The 19376-nt window shown below is 61.1% G+C and carries 18 protein-coding genes; 7 read left to right on the forward strand and 11 right to left on the reverse strand.

The genetic code is table 11. The features are described from left to right. Positions 1-67 precede the first annotated feature (67 nt). Positions 68-1471, reverse strand: a complete 1404-nt coding sequence (locus J2Z75_RS21320; protein WP_209854799.1) for a multicopper oxidase family protein — start codon at positions 1469-1471, stop codon at positions 68-70. A gap of 89 nt (positions 1472-1560) precedes the next feature. Continuing rightward, positions 1561-2799, reverse strand: coding sequence for an MFS transporter (locus J2Z75_RS21325; protein ID WP_209854800.1), 1239 nt, complete (start codon positions 2797-2799; stop codon positions 1561-1563). Positions 2800-3091: 292 nt separating this feature from the next. Here J2Z75_RS21325 and aspS point away from each other — a divergent pair, with 292 nt between their 5' ends. Beyond that, the gene (gene aspS, locus J2Z75_RS21330; protein WP_209854801.1) at positions 3092-4885 is read left to right on the forward strand and encodes an aspartate--tRNA ligase; all 1794 of its coding nucleotides are present in this window, start codon (positions 3092-3094) and stop codon (positions 4883-4885) included. A 186-nt stretch (positions 4886-5071) separates the two neighbouring features. Continuing rightward, positions 5072-6514 (forward strand): cell envelope integrity protein CreD, encoded by a 1443-nt coding sequence (gene creD, locus J2Z75_RS21335; RefSeq protein ID WP_209854802.1) that lies wholly within the window; start codon positions 5072-5074, stop codon positions 6512-6514. A 76-nt stretch (positions 6515-6590) separates the two neighbouring features. On the opposite strand, the gene J2Z75_RS21340 is transcribed toward creD, so the two are convergent. Together J2Z75_RS21340 and J2Z75_RS21345 are read right to left on the reverse strand one after the other, a co-directional pair. Next, positions 6591-7784 (reverse strand): DUF945 family protein, encoded by a 1194-nt coding sequence (locus J2Z75_RS21340; RefSeq protein ID WP_209854803.1) that lies wholly within the window; start codon positions 7782-7784, stop codon positions 6591-6593. Positions 7785-7933: 149 nt separating this feature from the next. After that, complete coding sequence (locus tag J2Z75_RS21345) at positions 7934-8329, reverse strand: hypothetical protein (protein WP_209854804.1); 396 nt, start codon at positions 8327-8329, stop codon at positions 7934-7936. Positions 8330-8525: 196 nt separating this feature from the next. Between J2Z75_RS21345 and parC the strand changes: the two genes are divergently transcribed. Beyond that, the gene (gene parC / locus J2Z75_RS21350; protein ID WP_209854805.1) at positions 8526-10802 is read left to right on the forward strand and encodes a DNA topoisomerase IV subunit A; all 2277 of its coding nucleotides are present in this window, start codon (positions 8526-8528) and stop codon (positions 10800-10802) included. A gap of 28 nt (positions 10803-10830) precedes the next feature. Here parC and J2Z75_RS21355 read toward each other — a convergent pair whose 3' ends face one another. From J2Z75_RS21355 to hemB, 7 genes are all read right to left on the reverse strand, one after another. After that, positions 10831-11226, reverse strand: coding sequence for a type II toxin-antitoxin system death-on-curing family toxin (locus tag J2Z75_RS21355; protein WP_209854806.1), 396 nt, complete (start codon positions 11224-11226; stop codon positions 10831-10833). Continuing rightward, entirely contained in the window at positions 11223-11444 is a 222-nt protein-coding gene (locus tag J2Z75_RS21360; RefSeq protein ID WP_209854807.1) for an AbrB/MazE/SpoVT family DNA-binding domain-containing protein, read from the reverse strand. Before J2Z75_RS21360 ends, J2Z75_RS21355 begins: the two co-directional genes overlap by 4 nt. Before the next feature lie 67 nt (positions 11445-11511). Further along, entirely contained in the window at positions 11512-12417 is a 906-nt protein-coding gene (locus J2Z75_RS21365; protein WP_209854808.1) for a DMT family transporter, read from the reverse strand. 3 nt (positions 12418-12420) lie between these two features. Next, entirely contained in the window at positions 12421-13191 is a 771-nt protein-coding gene (locus tag J2Z75_RS21370; RefSeq protein ID WP_209854809.1) for an arginyltransferase, read from the reverse strand. 181 nt (positions 13192-13372) lie between these two features. Next, positions 13373-13837 carry an RDD family protein gene (locus J2Z75_RS21375; RefSeq protein ID WP_209854810.1) on the reverse strand — a complete coding sequence of 155 codons (465 nt, stop codon included), beginning with the start codon at positions 13835-13837 and terminating at the stop codon, positions 13373-13375. A gap of 88 nt (positions 13838-13925) precedes the next feature. Beyond that, complete coding sequence (locus J2Z75_RS21380; protein WP_209854811.1) at positions 13926-14525, reverse strand: class I SAM-dependent methyltransferase; 600 nt, start codon at positions 14523-14525, stop codon at positions 13926-13928. A 30-nt stretch (positions 14526-14555) separates the two neighbouring features. After that, positions 14556-15569 carry a porphobilinogen synthase gene (hemB, locus tag J2Z75_RS21385; RefSeq protein ID WP_209854812.1) on the reverse strand — a complete coding sequence of 338 codons (1014 nt, stop codon included), beginning with the start codon at positions 15567-15569 and terminating at the stop codon, positions 14556-14558. Between the two features lie 231 nt (positions 15570-15800). On the opposite strand from hemB, the gene J2Z75_RS21390 reads away from it, so the two are divergent. The 4 genes from J2Z75_RS21390 (at position 15801) to J2Z75_RS21405 (ending at position 19312) form a co-directional block, all read left to right on the forward strand. Continuing rightward, entirely contained in the window at positions 15801-16130 is a 330-nt protein-coding gene (locus tag J2Z75_RS21390) for a hypothetical protein (protein WP_209854813.1), read from the forward strand. A gap of 142 nt (positions 16131-16272) precedes the next feature. Further along, the gene (locus J2Z75_RS21395) at positions 16273-16788 is read left to right on the forward strand and encodes a DUF6163 family protein (RefSeq protein WP_407692796.1); all 516 of its coding nucleotides are present in this window, start codon (positions 16273-16275) and stop codon (positions 16786-16788) included. Positions 16789-16918: 130 nt separating this feature from the next. Then, positions 16919-17431 (forward strand): transcriptional regulator LdtR, encoded by a 513-nt coding sequence (gene ldtR, locus J2Z75_RS21400; RefSeq protein WP_062576320.1) that lies wholly within the window; start codon positions 16919-16921, stop codon positions 17429-17431. A gap of 555 nt (positions 17432-17986) precedes the next feature. Then, positions 17987-19312 carry a L,D-transpeptidase family protein gene (locus J2Z75_RS21405; protein ID WP_209854815.1) on the forward strand — a complete coding sequence of 442 codons (1326 nt, stop codon included), beginning with the start codon at positions 17987-17989 and terminating at the stop codon, positions 19310-19312. Positions 19313-19376: the final 64 nt, after the last annotated feature.

Here is a 19376-nt window from a genome sequence, read left to right on the forward strand (position 1 = left end):
GCGGAAATGCGGCCGTTAAAACTCACCCGATGTATCCCTTCGCGCCCGGCGTCACAACGAAAAAAGCTCAAACGACACGGAAATATCCCGACATTCCCGTCTTCTGATGCTCGATGATATGGCAATGGAGCAGCCAGTCGCCGGGATTGTCGGCGACGAGGCCGAGTTCGGCCTGTTCGTCCGGCAAAAGCAGGATCGTGTCGGTCGGCGGCGGCAGGATGGTCCGCTTGTTGGAACTGAGGATACGGAAGCTGAGGCCGTGCAGATGGATCGGGTGCGCGTGCGGCGTCCGGTTCCGGACCTGCAGCACGTAGCTTTTGCCAAGCTTCAGTTCCGAGACCGGCGCCCCCGGATCGGGCGTATCGCCCTGCCACGGTACCTTGTTGATCGCCCAGAACGTATAACCGAGCGTGCCGCAGATGCTGGGAACGGGCGCATGCTCCGCCGTGGCGGTGAAATCGAGCGGAATGCGCACGGCCGTGGAAAGATCGGCCTCTGCGATCGGGTTGGCGGGAAGCGGCTTCACGTCGCGGATATCGCGCTTCAGCGATGCGCCGGTCGCGCGCAGTGTCGCGATGGTGAAGGGGCTGGAGCCGCGGAAGTTGCCAAGCTTGACCACGGCGCCTTCGTCGTCCGGCATGCGCAGGACCAGTTCGACGCGCTGGCCGGGGCCGAAATCCAGAAGGTCGAGCGGGAAGGGCATTTCCACCGGATTGCCGTCGAGCGCGATGACCAACGCCGGTGCGCCGTCCGCGCCGAGCGTGTAGATGCGGGTCACGTCGGTGGCGGCGATCCGGATGCGGACGAGGCCGCCGGCGGGCGCGTCATAGCTTGGTTCCTGCTGCCAGTTGGCGGTACGCACCGTGCCATAGGTGCCGCCGCGCGCGGCATCGCGGGGCTTGAAGGGGGCGATGAAGGCGCCGCCGGCGCCAAGCCGCCAATCACGCAGGTTGAGCACGATCTCCGCGTCGAAAACCGCATCGTCGGGATTTTCGACGACGATGACGCCGGTCAGCCCGTGGCCCATCTGCGTCAGCGTGTTGCAATGCGGATGATACCAGAAGGTGCCGGCGTCGGGCGGCGTGAAGACATAGTCGAAGCCGTCGCCGGGATAGACGTAAGGTTGGGTCATCTCCGGTACGCCATCCATGGCGTTGACGATGCGCAGCCCGTGCCAGTGGACCGTCGTCGGTTCGTCCAGTGCATTCATCAGCCGGGCGGCAAAAGGCTCGCCCTTTTTCATCCGGATGACCGGCGGCATGCCGGTCGCGGCCGCCTCGCTTGTTCCGTAGGTCATGACCTTTGGCGTGACGCCGTCGCCTACCAGTGATGCATCAGTGAACTGCGCCTTGAGCAGGAGCGGCGAGGGGGCGGCGATGCCGCGTCGGGCCGCCAGTCCGCCTCCGATCGTAAACGAGGCTGCTGCTGCGGCGGAGCCCTTCAGAAGCGTGCGGCGGCTGATGATCGGCATGAGGCAGAATTCCGGAGATTGGGATGCTTGGGTTTAAACTTGATGCCGTCATTCAGCAATTGGCAACGATGCGCATCTTGCCGCAGCGCTCATACCTTTTTCTTGTCCTCGGGCGATGCCGCCAGCTTGTTGAAGAAGGAGGACGTGCGCAAGAGATTGCGGAACCGCATTGAACGCGCGCCGGCCGGTACCGCGCTACGCGCCGTCATCCGTTGCAGCGTGTAGAGCATGAAGGCGGCCAGCACGGCGGCGGTATAGATGAACAGCGCCTGCGGCCCGAAGATATCGAGCATGAACGAGGCAAACAGCGGCCCGATGATGGCGCCGCACGACCAGAAGAACAGCATGCCGGCCGATACCAGCGCATGCTGGCCTTCCGCAGCATGGTCGTTGGCATGGGCCGAGCAGAGCGAATAGAGCGGCATGGCGAAGGCGCCGAAGATGAAGATACCAATGAAGTTCAGCCATTCGTCGCTGCCGGCAAAAAGCGCCAGGAACAGCCCCGCCAGCAGCGAGCCGAAGGTGGCGAGCAGGATGATCAGTCGCCGGTCCAGCCGGTCGGAATAGAGCCCGAGCGGATATTGCAGCACCACCCCGCCGATGATGCCGACGCTCATGAAGGTGGCAATCGCGGTGATCGACAGGCCGATGCCCTCGGCATAGATCGGTCCGAGCGAGCGGAACGTCGAGTTCGTCAGCCCGACGACGATGCAGCCGATGGTGGCGAGCGGCGAGATGTTCCACAGCGCCTTGACATCGAACCGGATCGCCTCGGGTGCGCCGGGACTGGAACGGTCGGCAAAGGAGATCGGCACCAGCGACAGAGTCAGCGCCATGGACACGATCGCAAACAACTGGAATCCTTCAATGCCGACGGTCGGGATCAGGTATTGCGCCGCGGTGACCGATCCGAGATCGACCAGGCGGTAGATCGACAGGGTGCGGGCGCGGTTGGCATTCGTCACGCGCGCATTCAGCCAGCTTTCCACCGTGGCGAAAAGGCTGGCAAAACAGATGCCGGCAATCAGCCGCATCAAAAACCAGAACCACGGATCGATTAGGAGAACCATGGCGATCGAGGCGGCCGACGCAATGGCCGCCATGGCCGAAAACGTCCGGATGTGGCCGATCGAGCGCAGGATGCGCGTCACATAGATGCAGCCGATGGCAAAGCCGATATTGTAGCCGGTGCCGACAAGGCCGATCAGCGAGGTGGAAAAACCCTCCTGAAGGGCGCGCAGCGAAATATACGTCCCCTGCAGCCCATTGCCGCCGATCAGGATACCGGCGGTGATGAGAAGGGGGATGAGGGGACGGATCTGGGACATGAAGCAAGGGTATCCGGACGGACGCGACTCTATGTCTGCGTGCCGAGCCACATCAATAGACGGAGCGGATCGGCAAAAACAGTCACGAAAATTGATGGTCTATTCAGCGTCCCGCATGAATGGGAGGTTTCCGCCATGTCTTCCGCTGATGCTTCTCTGCGTGCCTGTGGTCGCACGCACGCAGCCCCGGCCTTGACAAATCGCCCCCATCATGCGCTTTTCCGCCCGATTTTGACGCTGCCGCAGCGCGCTTTGGCGTGGCCGCGCGGCCACTTGGTTCCAGGATAATATCATGCATCGTTACCGCAGCCACACTTGTGCCGCTCTTCGCAAAGCCGACGTCGGACAGACCGTTCGTATCTCCGGCTGGGTCCACCGCGTCCGCGACCATGGCGGCCTGTTGTTCATCGACCTTCGCGATCATTACGGCATGACGCAGATCGTCGTCGATCCCGACAGTCCCGCCTTCAAGACGGCAGAAACCGTGCGCGGCGAATGGGTCATCCGCATCGACGGCACCGTCAAGGCGCGCTCGGACGAAACCGTCAACAAGCAGATGGCGACCGGCGAGATCGAGCTTTACGCGCAGGAGATCGAAGTGCTCTCCGCGGCAAAAGAACTGCCGCTGCCGGTGTTCGGCGAGCCCGATTATCCGGAAGACATCCGCCTCAAGTACCGCTTCCTCGACCTGCGCCGCGAAACGCTGCACAAGAACATCGTCAAGCGCAGCCAGATCATTTCCGACATGCGCCTGCGTATGAACTCGGCTGGCTTTGCCGAATATTCGACGCCGATCCTGACGGCCTCCTCGCCGGAAGGCGCGCGCGACTTCCTCGTGCCATCCCGCATCCATCCCGGCACGTTCTTCGCGCTGCCGCAGGCGCCGCAGCAGTACAAGCAGCTGCTGATGGTCGCCGGTTTCGACCGCTACTTCCAGATCGCGCCGTGCTTCCGCGACGAAGACCCGCGCGCCGACCGCCTGCCGGGCGAATTCTACCAGCTCGACGTCGAGATGAGCTTCGTCACCCAGGAAGATGTCTGGGATACGATGGGCCCGCTGATGACCGGCGTGTTCGAGCAGTTCGCCGAGGGCAAGCCCGTCACCAAGGAATGGCCGCGCATTCCCTATGACCAGGCCATCCGCAAATACGGCTCCGACAAGCCGGACCTGCGCAACCCGATCGAGATGCAGGCCGTCACCGAACATTTCGCCGGTTCCGGCTTCAAGGTGTTCGCCGGCATGATCGAGCGCGATCCGAAGGTCGAGGTCTGGGCCATCCCGGCCAAGACCGGTGGTTCGCGCGCCTTCTGCGACCGCATGAATGCCTGGGCGCAGTCGACCGGCCAGCCGGGCCTCGGCTACATCTTCTGGCGCAAGGAAGAGGACGGCACGACCGCCGGCTCCGGCCCGCTTGCCAAGAACATCGGCGAGGAGCGGACCGAAGCGATCCGCACGCAGCTCGGCCTTGATGTCGGCGATGCCTGCTTCTTCGTCGCCGGCGATCCGTCCAAATTCTACAAGTTCGCTGGCGAAGCCCGCACCAAGGCCGGCGAGGACCTGAACCTCGTCGATCGCGACCGGTTCGAACTGTGCTGGATCATCGACTTCCCGTTCTACGAATGGAGCGACGAAGACAAGAAGGTCGATTTCGCCCACAACCCGTTCTCGATGCCGCAGGGCGGTCTCGAGGCGCTGCAAAGCCAAGATCCGTTGACGATCAAGGCCTATCAGTATGACGCTGTCTGCAACGGCTTCGAAATCGCCTCGGGCTCGATCCGAAACCAGTCGCCGGAACTGATGGTCAAGGCGTTCGAACTGGTCGGCCTGTCGCAGACGGACGTTGAAGAGCGTTTCGGCGGCATGTACCGCGCCTTCCAGTACGGCGCACCTCCGCATGGCGGCTGCGCCTTCGGCATCGACCGGGTCGTCATGCTTCTGCTCGGCGCCAAGAACCTGCGCGAGATCACGCTGTTCCCGATGAACCAGCAGGCGCAGGACCTGCTGATGAACGCACCGGCGCCGGCCATGCCCAAGCAGCTCGCGGAACTGTCGTTGCGCGTCATTCCGCCGATGAAGAAGGACTGAGGCAAGTCCTCTCCCGATTGGATTTGATCAACCCGGCGATGCAGATCGCCGGGTTTTTCGCATCCGCAATTTGCCTGAAAACAGCCCTCAAAGCGGCGATATTCCGCGCGCAATCGGCCTCAATGCACGCTTAACGATAGTGTGCCGGCACGTACCCAGCCGGTTTCAATGTCTGGGGGTTTGGACATGACCGATAGCGACTTAATCCCGGAAGAGGGTTTCGGAGACAAGCAACCATTTTCACAATCCGATACAACGTCGCAGCCCGGAACGCTCCGAACGCTCCTGTCTTCGCCCGGTGTCAAGTTCATCATGATCGGCTTCATCTCGGTGGCGTTGTTGATTCCGACGCTGCTCGTCTGGGGGCTGGTGGAGGAACGTGGCCGCCGGGCGGAAGAGGTCTCATCGCGGATCGCCAAGGGATGGGGAGGGCCGCAGGTCCTCAACGGCCCCTATGTCGCCGTGCCCTTCGAGGTCAACCGCAACCAGACGATCGACGGCCGCATTGTCTGGCAGACCGTCACCGAATGGGCGCTGCTGATGCCCGAAACATTGAGCGTGGATTCGAAGCTGGCGACGGAAGAACGCAAACTGTCGATCTACACGCTGCCGGTCTACAACGCCAGGATCGCCATATCCGGCAAGTTTGCGCCCGGCATGATCGACGATCTCCGGCAGATCGAGGGCAAGCCGGATCTCGACCGGGCAATGCTGGTGATGAGCATCGCCGATATTACCGGCATCCGTTCCGACGCCGGCGTACGCATAGACGGCGGGCCGTTGATGCCGTTCGATCCCGGCATGAAAGCCATCACGTCTCTTATGCTCGGTTCACCGGAGCCCTACGGTTCGCCCGCCAAGCTGGATTCGGGCGTGAACCGTCCGATCGGCCGCGCCCTTGTCGAAAGCGGCTTTGCCTTTGCCATGGACCTGTCGCTCAACGGTTCCGGCAGCTTTGCCGTTGCGCCCGCCGGCCAGACGACGCATTTCTCGGCTGAGGCCAATTGGCCGCACCCGGGCTTCGAAGGCCTGTTCCTGCCCGAGGAAAAATCGATCGACGGCAAGGGATTTTCCGCCAAGTGGACGATCCCCTATCTTGCCCGCGGCGTCGATCGCGTCGTCTCCGGCTCGGTGATGCCGCTGTCGAACAGCCTGATGTCGATCAATATGGTCGAGCCGGTCAAGTTCTACCAGGTCGTCGCCCGGACGCTGAAATATTCGATCGGCTTCTTCTCGGTGGTCTTTCTCGCCGTTTTCATCATCGAACTGAAAAGCGCCCGCAAGGTTCACTGGATCCAGTATGTGCTGACGGGGCTTGCCTTGGTGGTCTTCTATATCCTGCTTCTGGCGCTGGCCGAACATACCGGTTTCGAGATCGCCTATGTTCTGGCGTCGCTGGCAACCGCTGGGCTGATCTCGACCTATGTCGGCTCGGTGACCGGCAGCGCGCGGCGCGGCGCGGGACTCGCCTTCGTGCTGTGTACAGCCTATGCGGTCATGTACCTGATCCTGCGGGAAGACGAATACGCCCTGCTTGCCGGCGCGCTGATTTCGTTCGTCACCATCGCGGCGACGATGTTTTCCACCCGCGCGGTCGACTGGTCTGGCACAGGAAGGAAGCCTGCTTAAGGCACTGATGGATCATAAAAAGAGGCCCGGCGTGCTGAACGCCGGGCCTTCTCATATTCAGGGCTGATCCGTCGGATCAGTCGTTCGCCGTCACCTTGACGCCAAGCACGCCCGGTACGGTGTTCGGGGCGCCCATGGCGGCGCCGATGATCATCGGGAAGGGAACGGGGTTGGCCGGCTCGGCCGAGATCGTCAGGCTCTTCGGCCCATCCAGATAGGTGTTGACCGCGGTCGAGACCTGGTTCTGCAGTTCCGGCACGTTAAGCTGTGCCATCATCAGCGGTACCATGCCCTTCAGCGACTGTGCCAGCTGATCGCCGGTCACGCCCTGCTGGGCTCCGATATAGTCAAGCACGCGCTTGGTGATCGTCGCATCGTCGAAGCGCAGGGAAGCGCTGTTGAAGGTCAACTGCTGGACGAGGCCCATCATTGCAAGGCCCATGGCCTGGTTGGCTTCTTCCTTGTTCGGATTGGCCTCCTGTGCCTTCATCGCCTCCTGTATGGATTTCATGAATTCCAGCGTGTAGCCGGAAATATCGACGGCAAAGGCAAGGCGGCCGACATTGGCGAAGTCGAAGGCATATTCCTCAAGCGAGACATTGCCGGAGGCGACTTCCCAGCTTCCCTTGATCGTCATCTCGCCGGAAAGCGTCTTCAGGCCGAGCTTTTCGATCGCATCCTTGGCCTTGGCGTCCTCGACGTCGGAAAGGTCAGCCTTGATGCCGGAAAGCGTCGCGTCGAAATCGAAGCCGGCATCGCTTTCCTGCTTCGCCAGGTTGGCTTCCGATTCGTCCATCGAAAACACCTGCTTGCCCTTGACGGTCACAGTCACGGGGCCGGTGCCGGCGGATTCGTAAAGGACCATGTCGTTGATCGTGCCGCCCGTCGGATTGCCGGGAATAGTGAGGCCGCCCATGGTGATGTCCTTGGCCGTGACCGCGGTTTCATCCTCCTTGACGTCGACATCCGGCAGCGTGACGGTCTCGACATAATAGCCGCCGTTGTCGCTTTCCTCGACGCCCTCGAGCGTCACTTCGCCGACCTTGAAATCTTTGCCGGGGGCGGCCGTCGATTTGACGGTGACGCCGGTCAGCGTCACCGTCGTGCCGTCCACCGCAACGTTTTCATAGGCAATGGTTGCGCCGCTGAGCGCATAGGCGGCATTGAGCTTGGTGACGAGGTCCGCGCCGTCGAGCGCGAAGGCCGGCCCGGAAAGGCCGATAAAAGCGGCGCTCGCCAGCATCAGACGGAGGTTGCGGTTAGGCAGCATAGGGTGGTTCCTTTGTTGTAAAGGTTTAATTTCGAAGGCATTTCTAATACGGATTGAGGCCGAAATATATTCGAATTGCGTTGCGGTGTCATGTTTCGTACCGGTGTCCATTTTTGGGATGAAAATCGCCGGTGGAGAGTTGCTTCGGGCTATTTCACGACGACGTCGATCGAATCCTGAATGTACTTGGTATCCGAGCGGCCCTCGTATCGCTGCATGCTCATGCCGAAGGTGAGGCTGTCCTTGCCGCGAAAGCCCGGTTGCGGCTTGAAGAGGATCGCCATGCCCCATGCCGGCTTTCCATCGCAAAGCCTGGAGATGTTGCTGATCTTGTATTTGATCCATTGAAACCGGACGCTGCCATGTGCTGGCTCTTTGACGACTTTCATCTTCGGCTTGCCTATATTGCGGCAACTGGGGGTAACGCCGGTGACGAAATTGATCGCGCTTTCGCGATTGGCGGGAATGCTGATTTCTGCTGCATTTGCGCTTTGCAGGGACAGGCAGGCGAGGCCGATGGCGGCGAACTTCGACGGGATGCGCATGAAATGACCTCTGTTCTGGAATCGTTTTAACTGTGGTGATCTGCGACTAGCACGAATGCAACCATGTGTGGTAGCTGGCGGACGGAATTTTGCAGAGATATCCAGGCGCCTTGCATGTCTGTCGCAGGCAAGGTTCTCCACAGCGCAATGCCCTGCAATCCTTGCCGTTCAGGGCGTGTTGGGGTAGCAAGAAATCATGGGACAAAGCCTTTTGCCGCCGTCGGGCGGAGACGATCACATTCTGCCGGTTGACCTCAAGGCGGCGCTGGAAGAGCGCTACCTTGCCTATGCGCTGTCGACCATCATGCACCGCGCGCTTCCGGACGTGCGCGACGGCCTGAAGCCGGTCCATCGCCGTATCATCCATGCGATGAGCGAAATGGGGCTGCGCTCCAATTCGTCGTTCAAGAAATGCGCCCGTATCGTCGGTGACGTCATCGGTAAGTTCCACCCGCATGGCGACCAGTCGGTCTATGATGCGCTGGTGCGTCTGGCACAGGATTTCTCGCAGCGTTACCCGATCGTCGATGGCCAGGGCAACTTCGGCAATATCGACGGCGACAGTGCCGCCGCCTATCGGTACACCGAAGCGCGCATGACCGACGTCGCGAGCCTTCTGCTCGAAGGCATCGACCAGGACGCGGTGGATTTCCGCCCGACCTACAACGAGGAAGACCAGGAACCAGTCGTCATGCCCGGCGCCTTCCCGAACCTTCTGGCCAACGGCGCCTCCGGCATCGCCGTGGGCATGGCGACCTCGATCCCGCCGCACAATGCGCACGAACTCTGCGACGCGGCGCTGCATCTGATCAGACACCCGGATGCGACGGTCGAGGACCTGATGTTTGATCCGAACAACCCGGAACGGGGCGGCATCGAAGGTCCGGATCTTCCGACAGGCGGCATCATTATCGACAGCCGCGAAAGCATCATCGAGGCCTACAAGACCGGCCGCGGCGGTTTTCGCGTGCGCGCCAAGTGGGAGGTCGAGGATACCGGCCGCGGCGGTTACCAGATCATCGTCACCGAAATTCCCTTCCAGGTGCAGAAATCGCGGCTGATCGAAAAGATCGCCGAGCTGCTGATTGCCCGCAAGGTGCCGTTGCTCGAGGACGTGCGCGACGAATCGGCCGAGGATGTCCGGCTCATTCTGGTGCCGAAGAGCCGTTCGGTCGATCCGACGATCCTGATGGAATCGCTGTTCAAGCTCTCGGAGCTGGAAAACCGCATTCCGCTGAACATGAACGTGCTCTCGATGGGCCGCGTGCCCAAGGTGATGGCGCTGAACGAGGTTCTCTCGGAATGGCTGCAGCACCGCCGCGAAGTGCTGCAGCGCCGCTCGCGCTTCCGGCTGGCGGCCATCGATCGTCGTCTGGAAATTCTCGGCGGCTACCTGATTGCCTATCTGAACCTCGACGAAGTCATCCGCATCATCCGCGAGGAAGACGAGCCGAAGCCGGCCTTGATGGAGCGTTTCACGCTCACCGACCTGCAGGCCGAATCGATCCTCAACATGCGGCTGCGCTCTTTGCGCAAGCTGGAAGAGTTCGAGATCCGCACCGAGTTCGAAGCGCTGTCGAAGGAGAAGGCGGAAATCGAGACGCTGCTGGCCTCCGACGACAAGCAGTGGCAGACCGTCGCCTGGGAAATCGGCGAGGTGAAGAAGAAATTCGCCAAGGCCACCGAGCTCGGCCGCCGCCGCACGCTGTTCTCCAACGCGCCGGAAGCCGATTTGGAAGCCATCCAGCAGGCGATGATCGAGAAAGAGCCGATCACCGTCGTCATCTCGGAAAAGGGCTGGATCCGGGCGTTGAAGGGCCACATCTCCGATGTCTCGACCTTGCCGTTCAAGGAAGGCGACGGCCTGAAGCTGTCGTTCACGGCGTCCACCACCGACCGCATCCTCGTCGTCACCACCGGCGGCAAGGCCTATACGCTGGGCGGCGACAAGCTGCCGGGCGGCCGCGGCCATGGCGAACCGTTGCGCATCATCGTCGATATGGAAAACGACCAGGATGTGCTGACCGCCTTCGTCCACGATCCCTCGCGCAAGCTGCTGATCTCCTCGGCTGCGGGCAACGGTTTCGTCGTGCCGGAGGCCGAGATGGCGGCCAACACCCGCAAGGGCAAGCAGATCATGAACGTCGCCATGCCGGACGAGGCCAAGCTCGTCATCCCGGTCAAGGGCGATCATGTCGCCATCGTCGGCGAAAACCGCAAGATGCTGGTCTTCCCGCTTGCCCAGATCCCCGAAATGGGACGCGGCAAGGGGGTGCGCCTGCAGCGCTACAAGGACGGCGGCATCTCCGACATCCGCTGCTTTGCCATTGCCGACGGCCTCACCTGGGCCGACAGCGCCGGCCGCAGCTTCACCAAGACCAAGGACGAACTGATCGAATGGCTGGGCGACCGGGCAACGGCGGGCAGGGCGGTACCGAAGGGGTTCCCGAGGAGTGGGAAATTTACGGGGTGATGGATGCGCGGGGGATTAACCCGCCCGCTTATCTGTTTTCAGATGGAACGGTGACGTCCCGCAGGAAGCGGATGGCCCCGTCTTCGTCGATCTCGCCAGCAGCGACCGATAGGACGAAGCTGAAGAGAAGGCTATCGCTCGTTTCGATCTCGTAACCGTTCTCCATCAGGAAAACAGCCGCCGCAACAATGGCGATACGCTTGTTCCCATCAATAAACGCATGGTTCATTGCAAGACCGAACAGATATGCGGCGGCAAGTTCGATAACATCGTCGCAACCGTAATGGTCTTTGTTGACCGGCCGTGCCAGAGCCGATTCCAGTGCGCCTTCGTCTCTTAAACCGAAAGCGCCGCCAAAACGCTGGATCTGGATAGTTTGCAATGCCTCAATGAGAGGTCGTTCCAGAAAAACGAAATCCCTCATTCGGCCAGCTTTTTCAAAGCGACCTTGTATTTGTCCATGAAACGATTGGCGTGTTCGAGTTGACGCTGAAATGCTTCCTCGAGCGGCTGCATCTGAAAGCCGCCATCTTTTGCGGTGAGTTGCATCTGATCGCCTGCCTTCAGGCCATATCGTTCAAGCATTTCCTTCGGGATGATGACGCCTTCGGAATTGCCGATCTTGCGGATGGTGATGTTCATGGCAAAACTCCAATGTTATAATCACGTTATAACATCGGTTTTGCTAGTCAGCAATTGCGCGTGAATTTCACCCCGTAAACGGAAACTCGCTCGACGCGTCCACCGCCGATTTCCTCCGCATCTGCCATACCGAATGCCCGACCAGTGCCAGAATCAGCACGGCGCCACCCAATAGCGTCTGCACGGTCGGGACTTCCATGAAGGCGATCCAGATCCAGATAGGGGCGAGGATGGTTTCGAGCAGGTAGAACATGCCGACTTCCGGCGCCGACAGGTAGCGCGGGCCGGTGGCGAGGCAGAAGAAAGCGAGCGGGATCATGATCAGGCCGTCGAACATGATGAAGCCGGGATGGGCGATGGCAAGGCCTTCGGATGGCGACAGCAGGTAGCCGATGACGCAGGGAAAGATCGCGGTTGCCAGCGGGACCAAGCCCATGTCCTTGCCGCTCGCCCGGCTGACGGTGATGGCGCAGGCAAGCAGGAGGGCGGAACAGACCGCCATGGCATCGCCGAAGACATTGCCGCTTTTCAAGCCGCCGTGAACGATCAGCCCGACGCCGAAGACCATGATCGCCATCGTCACCAGCGTGGCGTTGGACGGGCGTTCCTTCAGGAAGATCCACGATAGCACGGCTGCGAACATCGAGGTGAAGGCGACGATGAAGACGACGTTGGCCGTCGCGGTGTTGAAAACGGACAACAGGAACGTGAAGGTACCGAGGCCGTAGAACAGGCCGGCCAGCAGTCCCGCCTTGCCGGGGATCAGCGCGATCTTGCGGCCGAGGAATTTGTTGAGCACGACCCAGGCGACCAGCGCCACCGTGAAGGTACACAGGCTGCGCAGGGCCAGCAGCGACCACACCTCGCCCTGCGACGAGCGGATCAGCGGAATGTCGAAGGAGAGGGCAAGGCCGCCGAGACCGGTGATGAGAAGTCCGCGGCGGTGGTGGGCGGCATCGATGGCTTGGCTCAAGATTCAGTCCGATTCGGTAACAGTGCCTTCGCCTGTATACCGTTCCCAGCCCTGCGCCATAAGGTGCTCCTGCGGCAGAAACTTTGTTTTATAGTCCATCTTGCGCGAACCTTTGACCCAATAGCCGAGATAGACATGCGGCAGGCCGCGATCTTTCACCTTGCGGATATGATCGAGGATCATGAAGGTGCCGAGCGAGCGGTCGGACAGCTCCGGGTCGAAATAGGAATAGACCATCGATAGCCCGTCGCCCATCTTGTCGGTCAGCGCCGCGCAGATCAGCGGCCCCTTGGCCTGACCGATGCCGTCGCCTTCGACCTTCAGCCGGTATTCGATGATCTTGGTGTTGACGTGTGTGTCCTCCACCATCATCGCATAGTCGAGCACCGACATGTCCGACATGCCGCCCTTCTGGTGGCGGTGGTCGAGATAACGGCGAAACAGGCTGTACTGTTCGCTGGAAGGCTCCGCCGGATATTCCGTCGAGACGACGTCGCTGTTCAGCGCCAGGATACGCCGCATCGAGCGGGTGGGGGAGAACTCGCCGGCGACGATCCGGACCGAGACGCAGGCCCGGCAGCTCTCGCAGGCCGGCCGGTAGGCGATGTTCTGCGAGCGGCGGAAGCCGCCCTGGGTCAGGAGATCGTTGAGTTCAGGGGCCCGCTCGCCCACCATGTGGGTAAACACCTTCCGCTCCATCTCCTGCGGCAGATACGGGCAGGTCGCCGGCGCGGTCAGGTAGAATTGCGGGGACGGTGCAGTTTGCGTGTTCATATGGTGCGGGGATCGCTCTTCTTGGCCGCTTCGAAAACATCAGCATGGCGCAAGAATGAAAAAGGTCAATCGCGACTTTTTGAACCGTCGGATTGCGATGCGATAAAGCTGTGATTTTCGGCTGCGCGGCTGGCCGGCAGCGAAGGGATGTCACACTTCCATCCCTTCGCAGACGTGCGAATCAATAGATGTCGCGGCGCACAGTCACCGTGCCGATGAGCAGGTCATGCAGCAGGCGGCCGCGATCGGTGAACAGGCCGACGAGAAGGACCAGCGGGGTCAACAGCGCATTGGCGATCCAGAAGATCACCAGATGCACGATGGCCGTCAGGAAATCCATCGGCCGGCCGTCGGTGCGGGCGATCGCCAGGCCCATCATGTTCATGCCCGGCGACGCCTGTTTCGGGCCGCCGACCGTCACGCCGAAATAGAGCATGGCGAGACCGGCAAAGAGCACGGGATAGAGGAAGAAGCCGAGGCCGAACGTCAGGATGCCGAGGAAGAACACGACGACGGCGGCGGGAATCCACAAAAGCGCGACGATCGCATAGTCGATGACGAAAGCCATGACGCGACGGCTGAGCACGCCCTGATAGGCCCGCCAGTCGCTGCTGGGGATTCTCACATTGTCATCCTGCGTACTCATTGCCGTTCTCCAAATTCAACAGCAGGGATATGGGAAGTGTGGACCGAAAAATCAAATGAAGCGGTGAAATAACCGCAAAGCCTGCAGTTTATCCTCGACGTATCGCGGTCACGTGCAGCCAGTCCGTTTCCTCGCCGTCGTAGCCGCGCCCCTTGTTTTCCCCGACATCGACGCGCATCCACTCGAGGGGCGCATATCGCGCCGTCAGCCAGTCGCGGGAGGGATAGTTATAGTAGCGCTGCAACCCGTCGCGCCCTTCGGCCGATCCCGCCTTGAAGCTCGCATAGAAAGTCCCGCCGGGTTTCAGCGCCCGGTGGATGCGCGACAGCACCGCGGCCAGTTCCTGTCTCGGCACATGAAGCAGGCAGGCACTGGCCCATACCGCATCATAGGCGGCCGTTTCGTCCAGGCGATCGAATGCGAGGACGGCGACCGGGCGCCCCAGCAATCGCTCGGCCTGCTCGGCCATTTCCGGCGAGCCGTCGGTGGGCGTGACGTCGAAACCGCGCGCCAGCATAGCGTGGCTGTCCTGACCGCCGCCGCATCCCAATTCGAGAATTCTCGCGCCTGCCGGCAGTCCCGTCAGGAAGCCGTCAAGGCGTGCGTTCTTCGTTGCCCGTGACCGCAGCGCATAGACTTCGGCTTCGGTCGCGTAGAAACGCAGGGTTTCGGTGTCCACACTGCTCATCGTCATGCCTCCATTGGGGGCGGGCGGCTATCAGCGCTTCGCCAATATCCGTGCCACATCCATGGCGAAATAGCTGAGGATGCCGTCGCAGCCGGCACGCTTGAAGGCGAGCAGGGTTTCGAGCATGACGCGCTCGCCGTCGATCCAGCCGTTGGCGGCGGCCGCCTTGATCTGCGAATATTCGCCGGAGACCTGGTAGGCAAAGACCGGCAGGCCGAAAGCCTCCTTCATCCTCCAGCAGATGTCGAGATAGGGCAGGCCGGGCTTGACCATCAGCATGTCGGCGCCTTCCTCGACGTCGAGCGCTGCGTCGCGCATCGCCTCGGTGCCGTTGGCCGGGTCGATGTAATAGGTCTTCTTGTCGCCCTTCAGTAGCCCGCCGGTGCCGATCGCCTCGCGGTAGGGGCCGTAGAAGGCGGAGGCGAATTTGGTGGCGTAGGACATGATGCCGACATTCTGGTGGCCGGCAGCGTCCAAGGCCTGGCGGATGGCGCCGATGCGGCCGTCCATCATGTCGGAGGGGGCGATGATGTCGGCGCCGGCATCGGCCTGCAGCACGGCGGCCCTGGCGATCTGCGCCACCGTCTCGTCGTTGACGATCTCGCCGTCGCGCAGGATTCCGTCATGGCCATGGCTGGTGAACGGATCGAGCGCCACGTCGGTGATGACGCCGATGTTCGGCACGCTCTTCTTGATGGCGCGGGTCGTCTCGTTGATCAAGTTGTTGGCGGCAAGGCTGTTGGAACCGGTGTCGTCCCTGAGCGACATTTCGATGTTCGGAAAGGTGGCAAGGGCAGGGATGCCGAGATCGGCGGCTTCCTTCGCAGCCTCGACGGCCTTGTCGATGCTCATCCGGTTGACGCCGGGCATGGCCTCGATCGGCTCGACGATGCCGGAGCCCGGAACCACGAAGATCGGCCAGATCAGATCGTCCACCGTCAGCCGGTTTTCCTGCACCATGCGGCGCGTCCAGTCGGCCTTGCGGTTGCGGCGCATGCGGCGGTGGCCGGTGATGAGGTCAACAGCGTTGGTCTTGTCGGTCATTGCGGTGGTCTTTCCGTCAGCTGGGTCGTGTGGTCGCGGTTTATCATGCGATGCGGGCAAAGGAAAACAGCGAAGGCTTCGCCGGTTTGGTGTCCTGGTGCCGTTTTGTCCACCAAACAGCGATCGTGCAGGAACCATTTCCGTTTTGCCCCGTTCCTGCTGCGTCTTTTGGAGCGCCCGACGACGTCACCGATGAGCGGTGAGAGTGGTCTCCAGACCCAAGGAGAGACAATGAAAGCCGTAGTCAAGATCGCTTTTGCCGCCGCCATTTCCGCCATGTCGATGGGTGGTTATGCCGCAGCCCAGACCGCCACGCCGATGGTGGCCGACGACATGCTGACCATCGTCAATGTCGGCTCTGAAACCAACGCAAGCACCGACACGTCCTCCATCCCTGCGACCTATCGCAATCCGTCGCCGGAATCGATCACCAAGGCGCAGACTGAAATCCAGAACGATCCCGCTCTGATGGCAAGCCTCGTGGCCAAGAACGTGCAGCTCGAAAATGTCATAGGCATCCAGACGGCCGCCAACGGTGGCAAGGTCGTATACACGAAGTAAAGATCGCCACTTTTGCAGAAAAGGGCTCCGCAAGCGGGGTCCTTTTTTTGTTTTGCCTTGCCGCTTCCATTTCGGGGCGGCGGCATCGAGCGTCGCTTGATCCATGGATTGCTGCGGATGATATACCCGCGAAGTCACGTACTTGAGCAAAGCGTGCGATGCAGAGCCTCCAGAAATCCCCGTCTGGCAAAGCGCCCGCCCGCCACGTATCCTCGCAGCCATGGCTCTTGATTCTGTAAAAATTCCCAAGCTCTCGCTGACCGAAACGCTCTTCGGGTTGTTCCTGCGGCTGGTATCCATTTCGTGTTTCTGGTTCGGGCTCACTTATTGGGCGATGCTGATCGGCTTTTCGTTTGGCGGCGGCGGGCGGTTCGACTTGTTGCCGGTGCCGTGGCGGGTCGCGGCGACCGCGCTTGCCGTCGTCTATCCCGTGGCAGCGCTCGGGCTGTGGCTGCTTGTCTCCTGGGGGCCGGTGCTCTGGGTGGTGGCGGCGGCGACTGAAATCGTGATGTTTGCGGTCTATCCGCAGATCTTCGGAGTGAAGCCGCTGCTGCTTGTTCTGCATGGCACGGTGGCTTTCACCTTCGTGCTTTTCCGGGCTGCGATCGTCTATCAGCGGGCACGCCAAGCCAAGGCTGCAAGAATTGATTTACCCTGACACAAGGGCTGTGGATAGTAAGGCGCTGTTAAGGCTGTAGTTTAAGTCGAATTTTATACGTATTCGATAGTGTCTACCTCAAGGCGGGAAGAGATACATACACCGCCAAACAAACAGTGAGGCAGTCATGATGAACACCAAAATGAAACCGCAGGTCGTTGCCGTCAAAGATCCCCACGAAGACGCGATCCGTTCGCTCTACATGGAATCCCTTCACCTCGTCGAACGTCTTCACCGCCGTCTGCTCGACGTCGTCAAGGACGAATTCGACCGGTCGGGCCGCTCCGACGTCAACGCCGTCCAGGCGCTTCTCCTCTTCAACATCGGCAATTCGGAACTGACGGCCGGCGAACTGCGCTCGCGCGGTTACTATCTCGGCTCCAACGTATCCTACAATGTTAAAAAGCTGGTTGATCTCGGCTTCATCAACCACCAGCGCTCGCGCATCGACCGTCGTTCGGTCCGCATCAGCCTGACGGACGAAGGCCAGGAGATCGCCGAGACGGTCGCCAAGCTCTATGAGCGCCATATCGGCTCGATCCAGAAGGTCGGCGGCATCGGCACCGACGAGTTCGGCCAGATGAACAAGCTCCTGCAGCGCCTCGACCGCTTCTGGAACGACACGATGCTCTACAAGCTCTGATCGGAGCCTCAAGCTGACTGCTGTTTCTCCCTCCTGCGGCTCACCGGCCGCAGGATGAGAAGCGGACATAGGATGGCAAGATGAAAATGCCCCTATTTCCCGGCCCGATTCAAGCGTTGCTTATCGGGAAACCGGAGATCGATGACCTTTCGGCATCCGATCGACAACCACGCGCGCTGCTGCGCGATTTTCTCCCATTCAACGATTGGTGTGCATCGGGTTGCCCGCGCTTTCGCCGCCTCCACGGCCAAACCGCTGCCTCGGTCCCGAGCTGAACCGATGTCGCTGGAATGTTGCACCGATCACCAGTGAACGCTTCGAAGCCGGACGCAGCCGGCCCGCGACACGAATTGGCCATATTACTATGACAGCGACGAGGGCACGAGAATGCGGGTCTTTGTGCTCCCACTGTTGCCGATGTGCGACTGGCGGCAACTGGCGTTCACGATCTCACGAATGTGAACTGCGGGCAGGGGACTGCACGTGTAGTTTGCGTTTGTTAACCATATTCGTGGTAGCGCTGCGTTTGTGTCGCAGCATTGAATGGTAGGAATTATGTCGAAAAAACCCGGAATTGATGCATTCTCACGCCGGAACTTTCTGGCCTCGGCCGCCGCTTTCGGTGCCGCCGCCTGGGCTGGCGGTGCTTTGGCGCAGGACGCGCTCGACGAGATCATCAATGCGCCGCGCCGCGGTGCCTGGGACGACCAGTTCGACGCCAAGGCTTCGCGCAGCGCCACCGCCGTCGTTTCCAACACGCCGATCTTCGGCATGGATACGCTTGCCAACACGCAGAACGCCATTGCCCAGTACCAGCAGATCGCCTCGGCCGGCGGCTGGCCGCAGGTCAATTCGTCGGTTCGCCTGGAGATGGGCGTTTCCGATCCGTCGGTGCAGGCCCTGCGCCAGCGCCTGATGATCGTCGGCGACCTGCCGCGCTCCGCCGGTATTTCCAACTCCTTCGACAGCTATGTCGACGGCGCCGTCAAGCGGTTCCAGGCGCGGCATGGATTGCCAGCGGACGGCGTCATGGGCGATTATACCGTCAAGGCGATGAACATCTCCGCGGATGTGCGCCTGCAGCAGCTGAACACCAATGTGGTGCGGCTTCAGTCGATGTCGGGCGATCTCGGCAGCCGCTACGTGCTGGTTAACATTCCCGCCGCCTATATCGAAGCCGTCGAAAACGGTCGCGTGGCGCAGCGTCATACGGCCGTCGTCGGCCGTCTCAGCCGTCCGACCCACATCATCAACTCGAAGATCTACGAGGTCATCCTCAACCCGTACTGGACGTCTCCGCGCTCGATCGTCGAGAAGGACATCGTGCCGTTGATGCGCAAGGACCCGGAATATCTGAAGAAGAATTCCATCCGCCTGATCGACGGGCAGGGCAACGAAGTTCAGCCGGAAACGATCGACTGGAACGCCGAGAAGGCCCCGAACCTGACGTTCCGTCAGGACCCCGGCAAGACGAACGCCATGGCGTCCACCAAGATCAACTTCCACAATCCGAACAACGAGTACATGCACGATACGCCGCAGCAGGGCCTGTTCAACAAGCTGGCACGCTTCGAATCGTCCGGCTGTGTCCGTGTTCAGAACGTCCGTGATCTGGCGACATGGCTGCTGCGCGACACGCCCGGCTGGTCGCGCCAGCAGATCGAGGCAACGATCCGCACCGGTCAGAATTCGCCGATCCAGCTGGCTGTCGAGGTTCCTGTCTACTTCAAGTACATCACCGCCTGGGCGGCGACGGACGGCATCGTGCAGTTCCGCGACGACATCTACCAGATGGACGGCGAGCAGGAACTGGCGCTGCAGACGACGACCGGCATCGAGCAGGCTGCGGGTTCCGTCGAGCAGGAAAACCTGCCGCAATAAGCCGACTGTACGTCTTGAGCGGGGCCGCGCATCCTTCAAAGGGGGCGCGGCCTTTTGCATTGCT

This window comes from Rhizobium herbae (assembly GCF_017873135.1).
GTDB classification, from domain to species: Bacteria; Pseudomonadota; Alphaproteobacteria; order Rhizobiales; family Rhizobiaceae; genus Pararhizobium; species Pararhizobium herbae.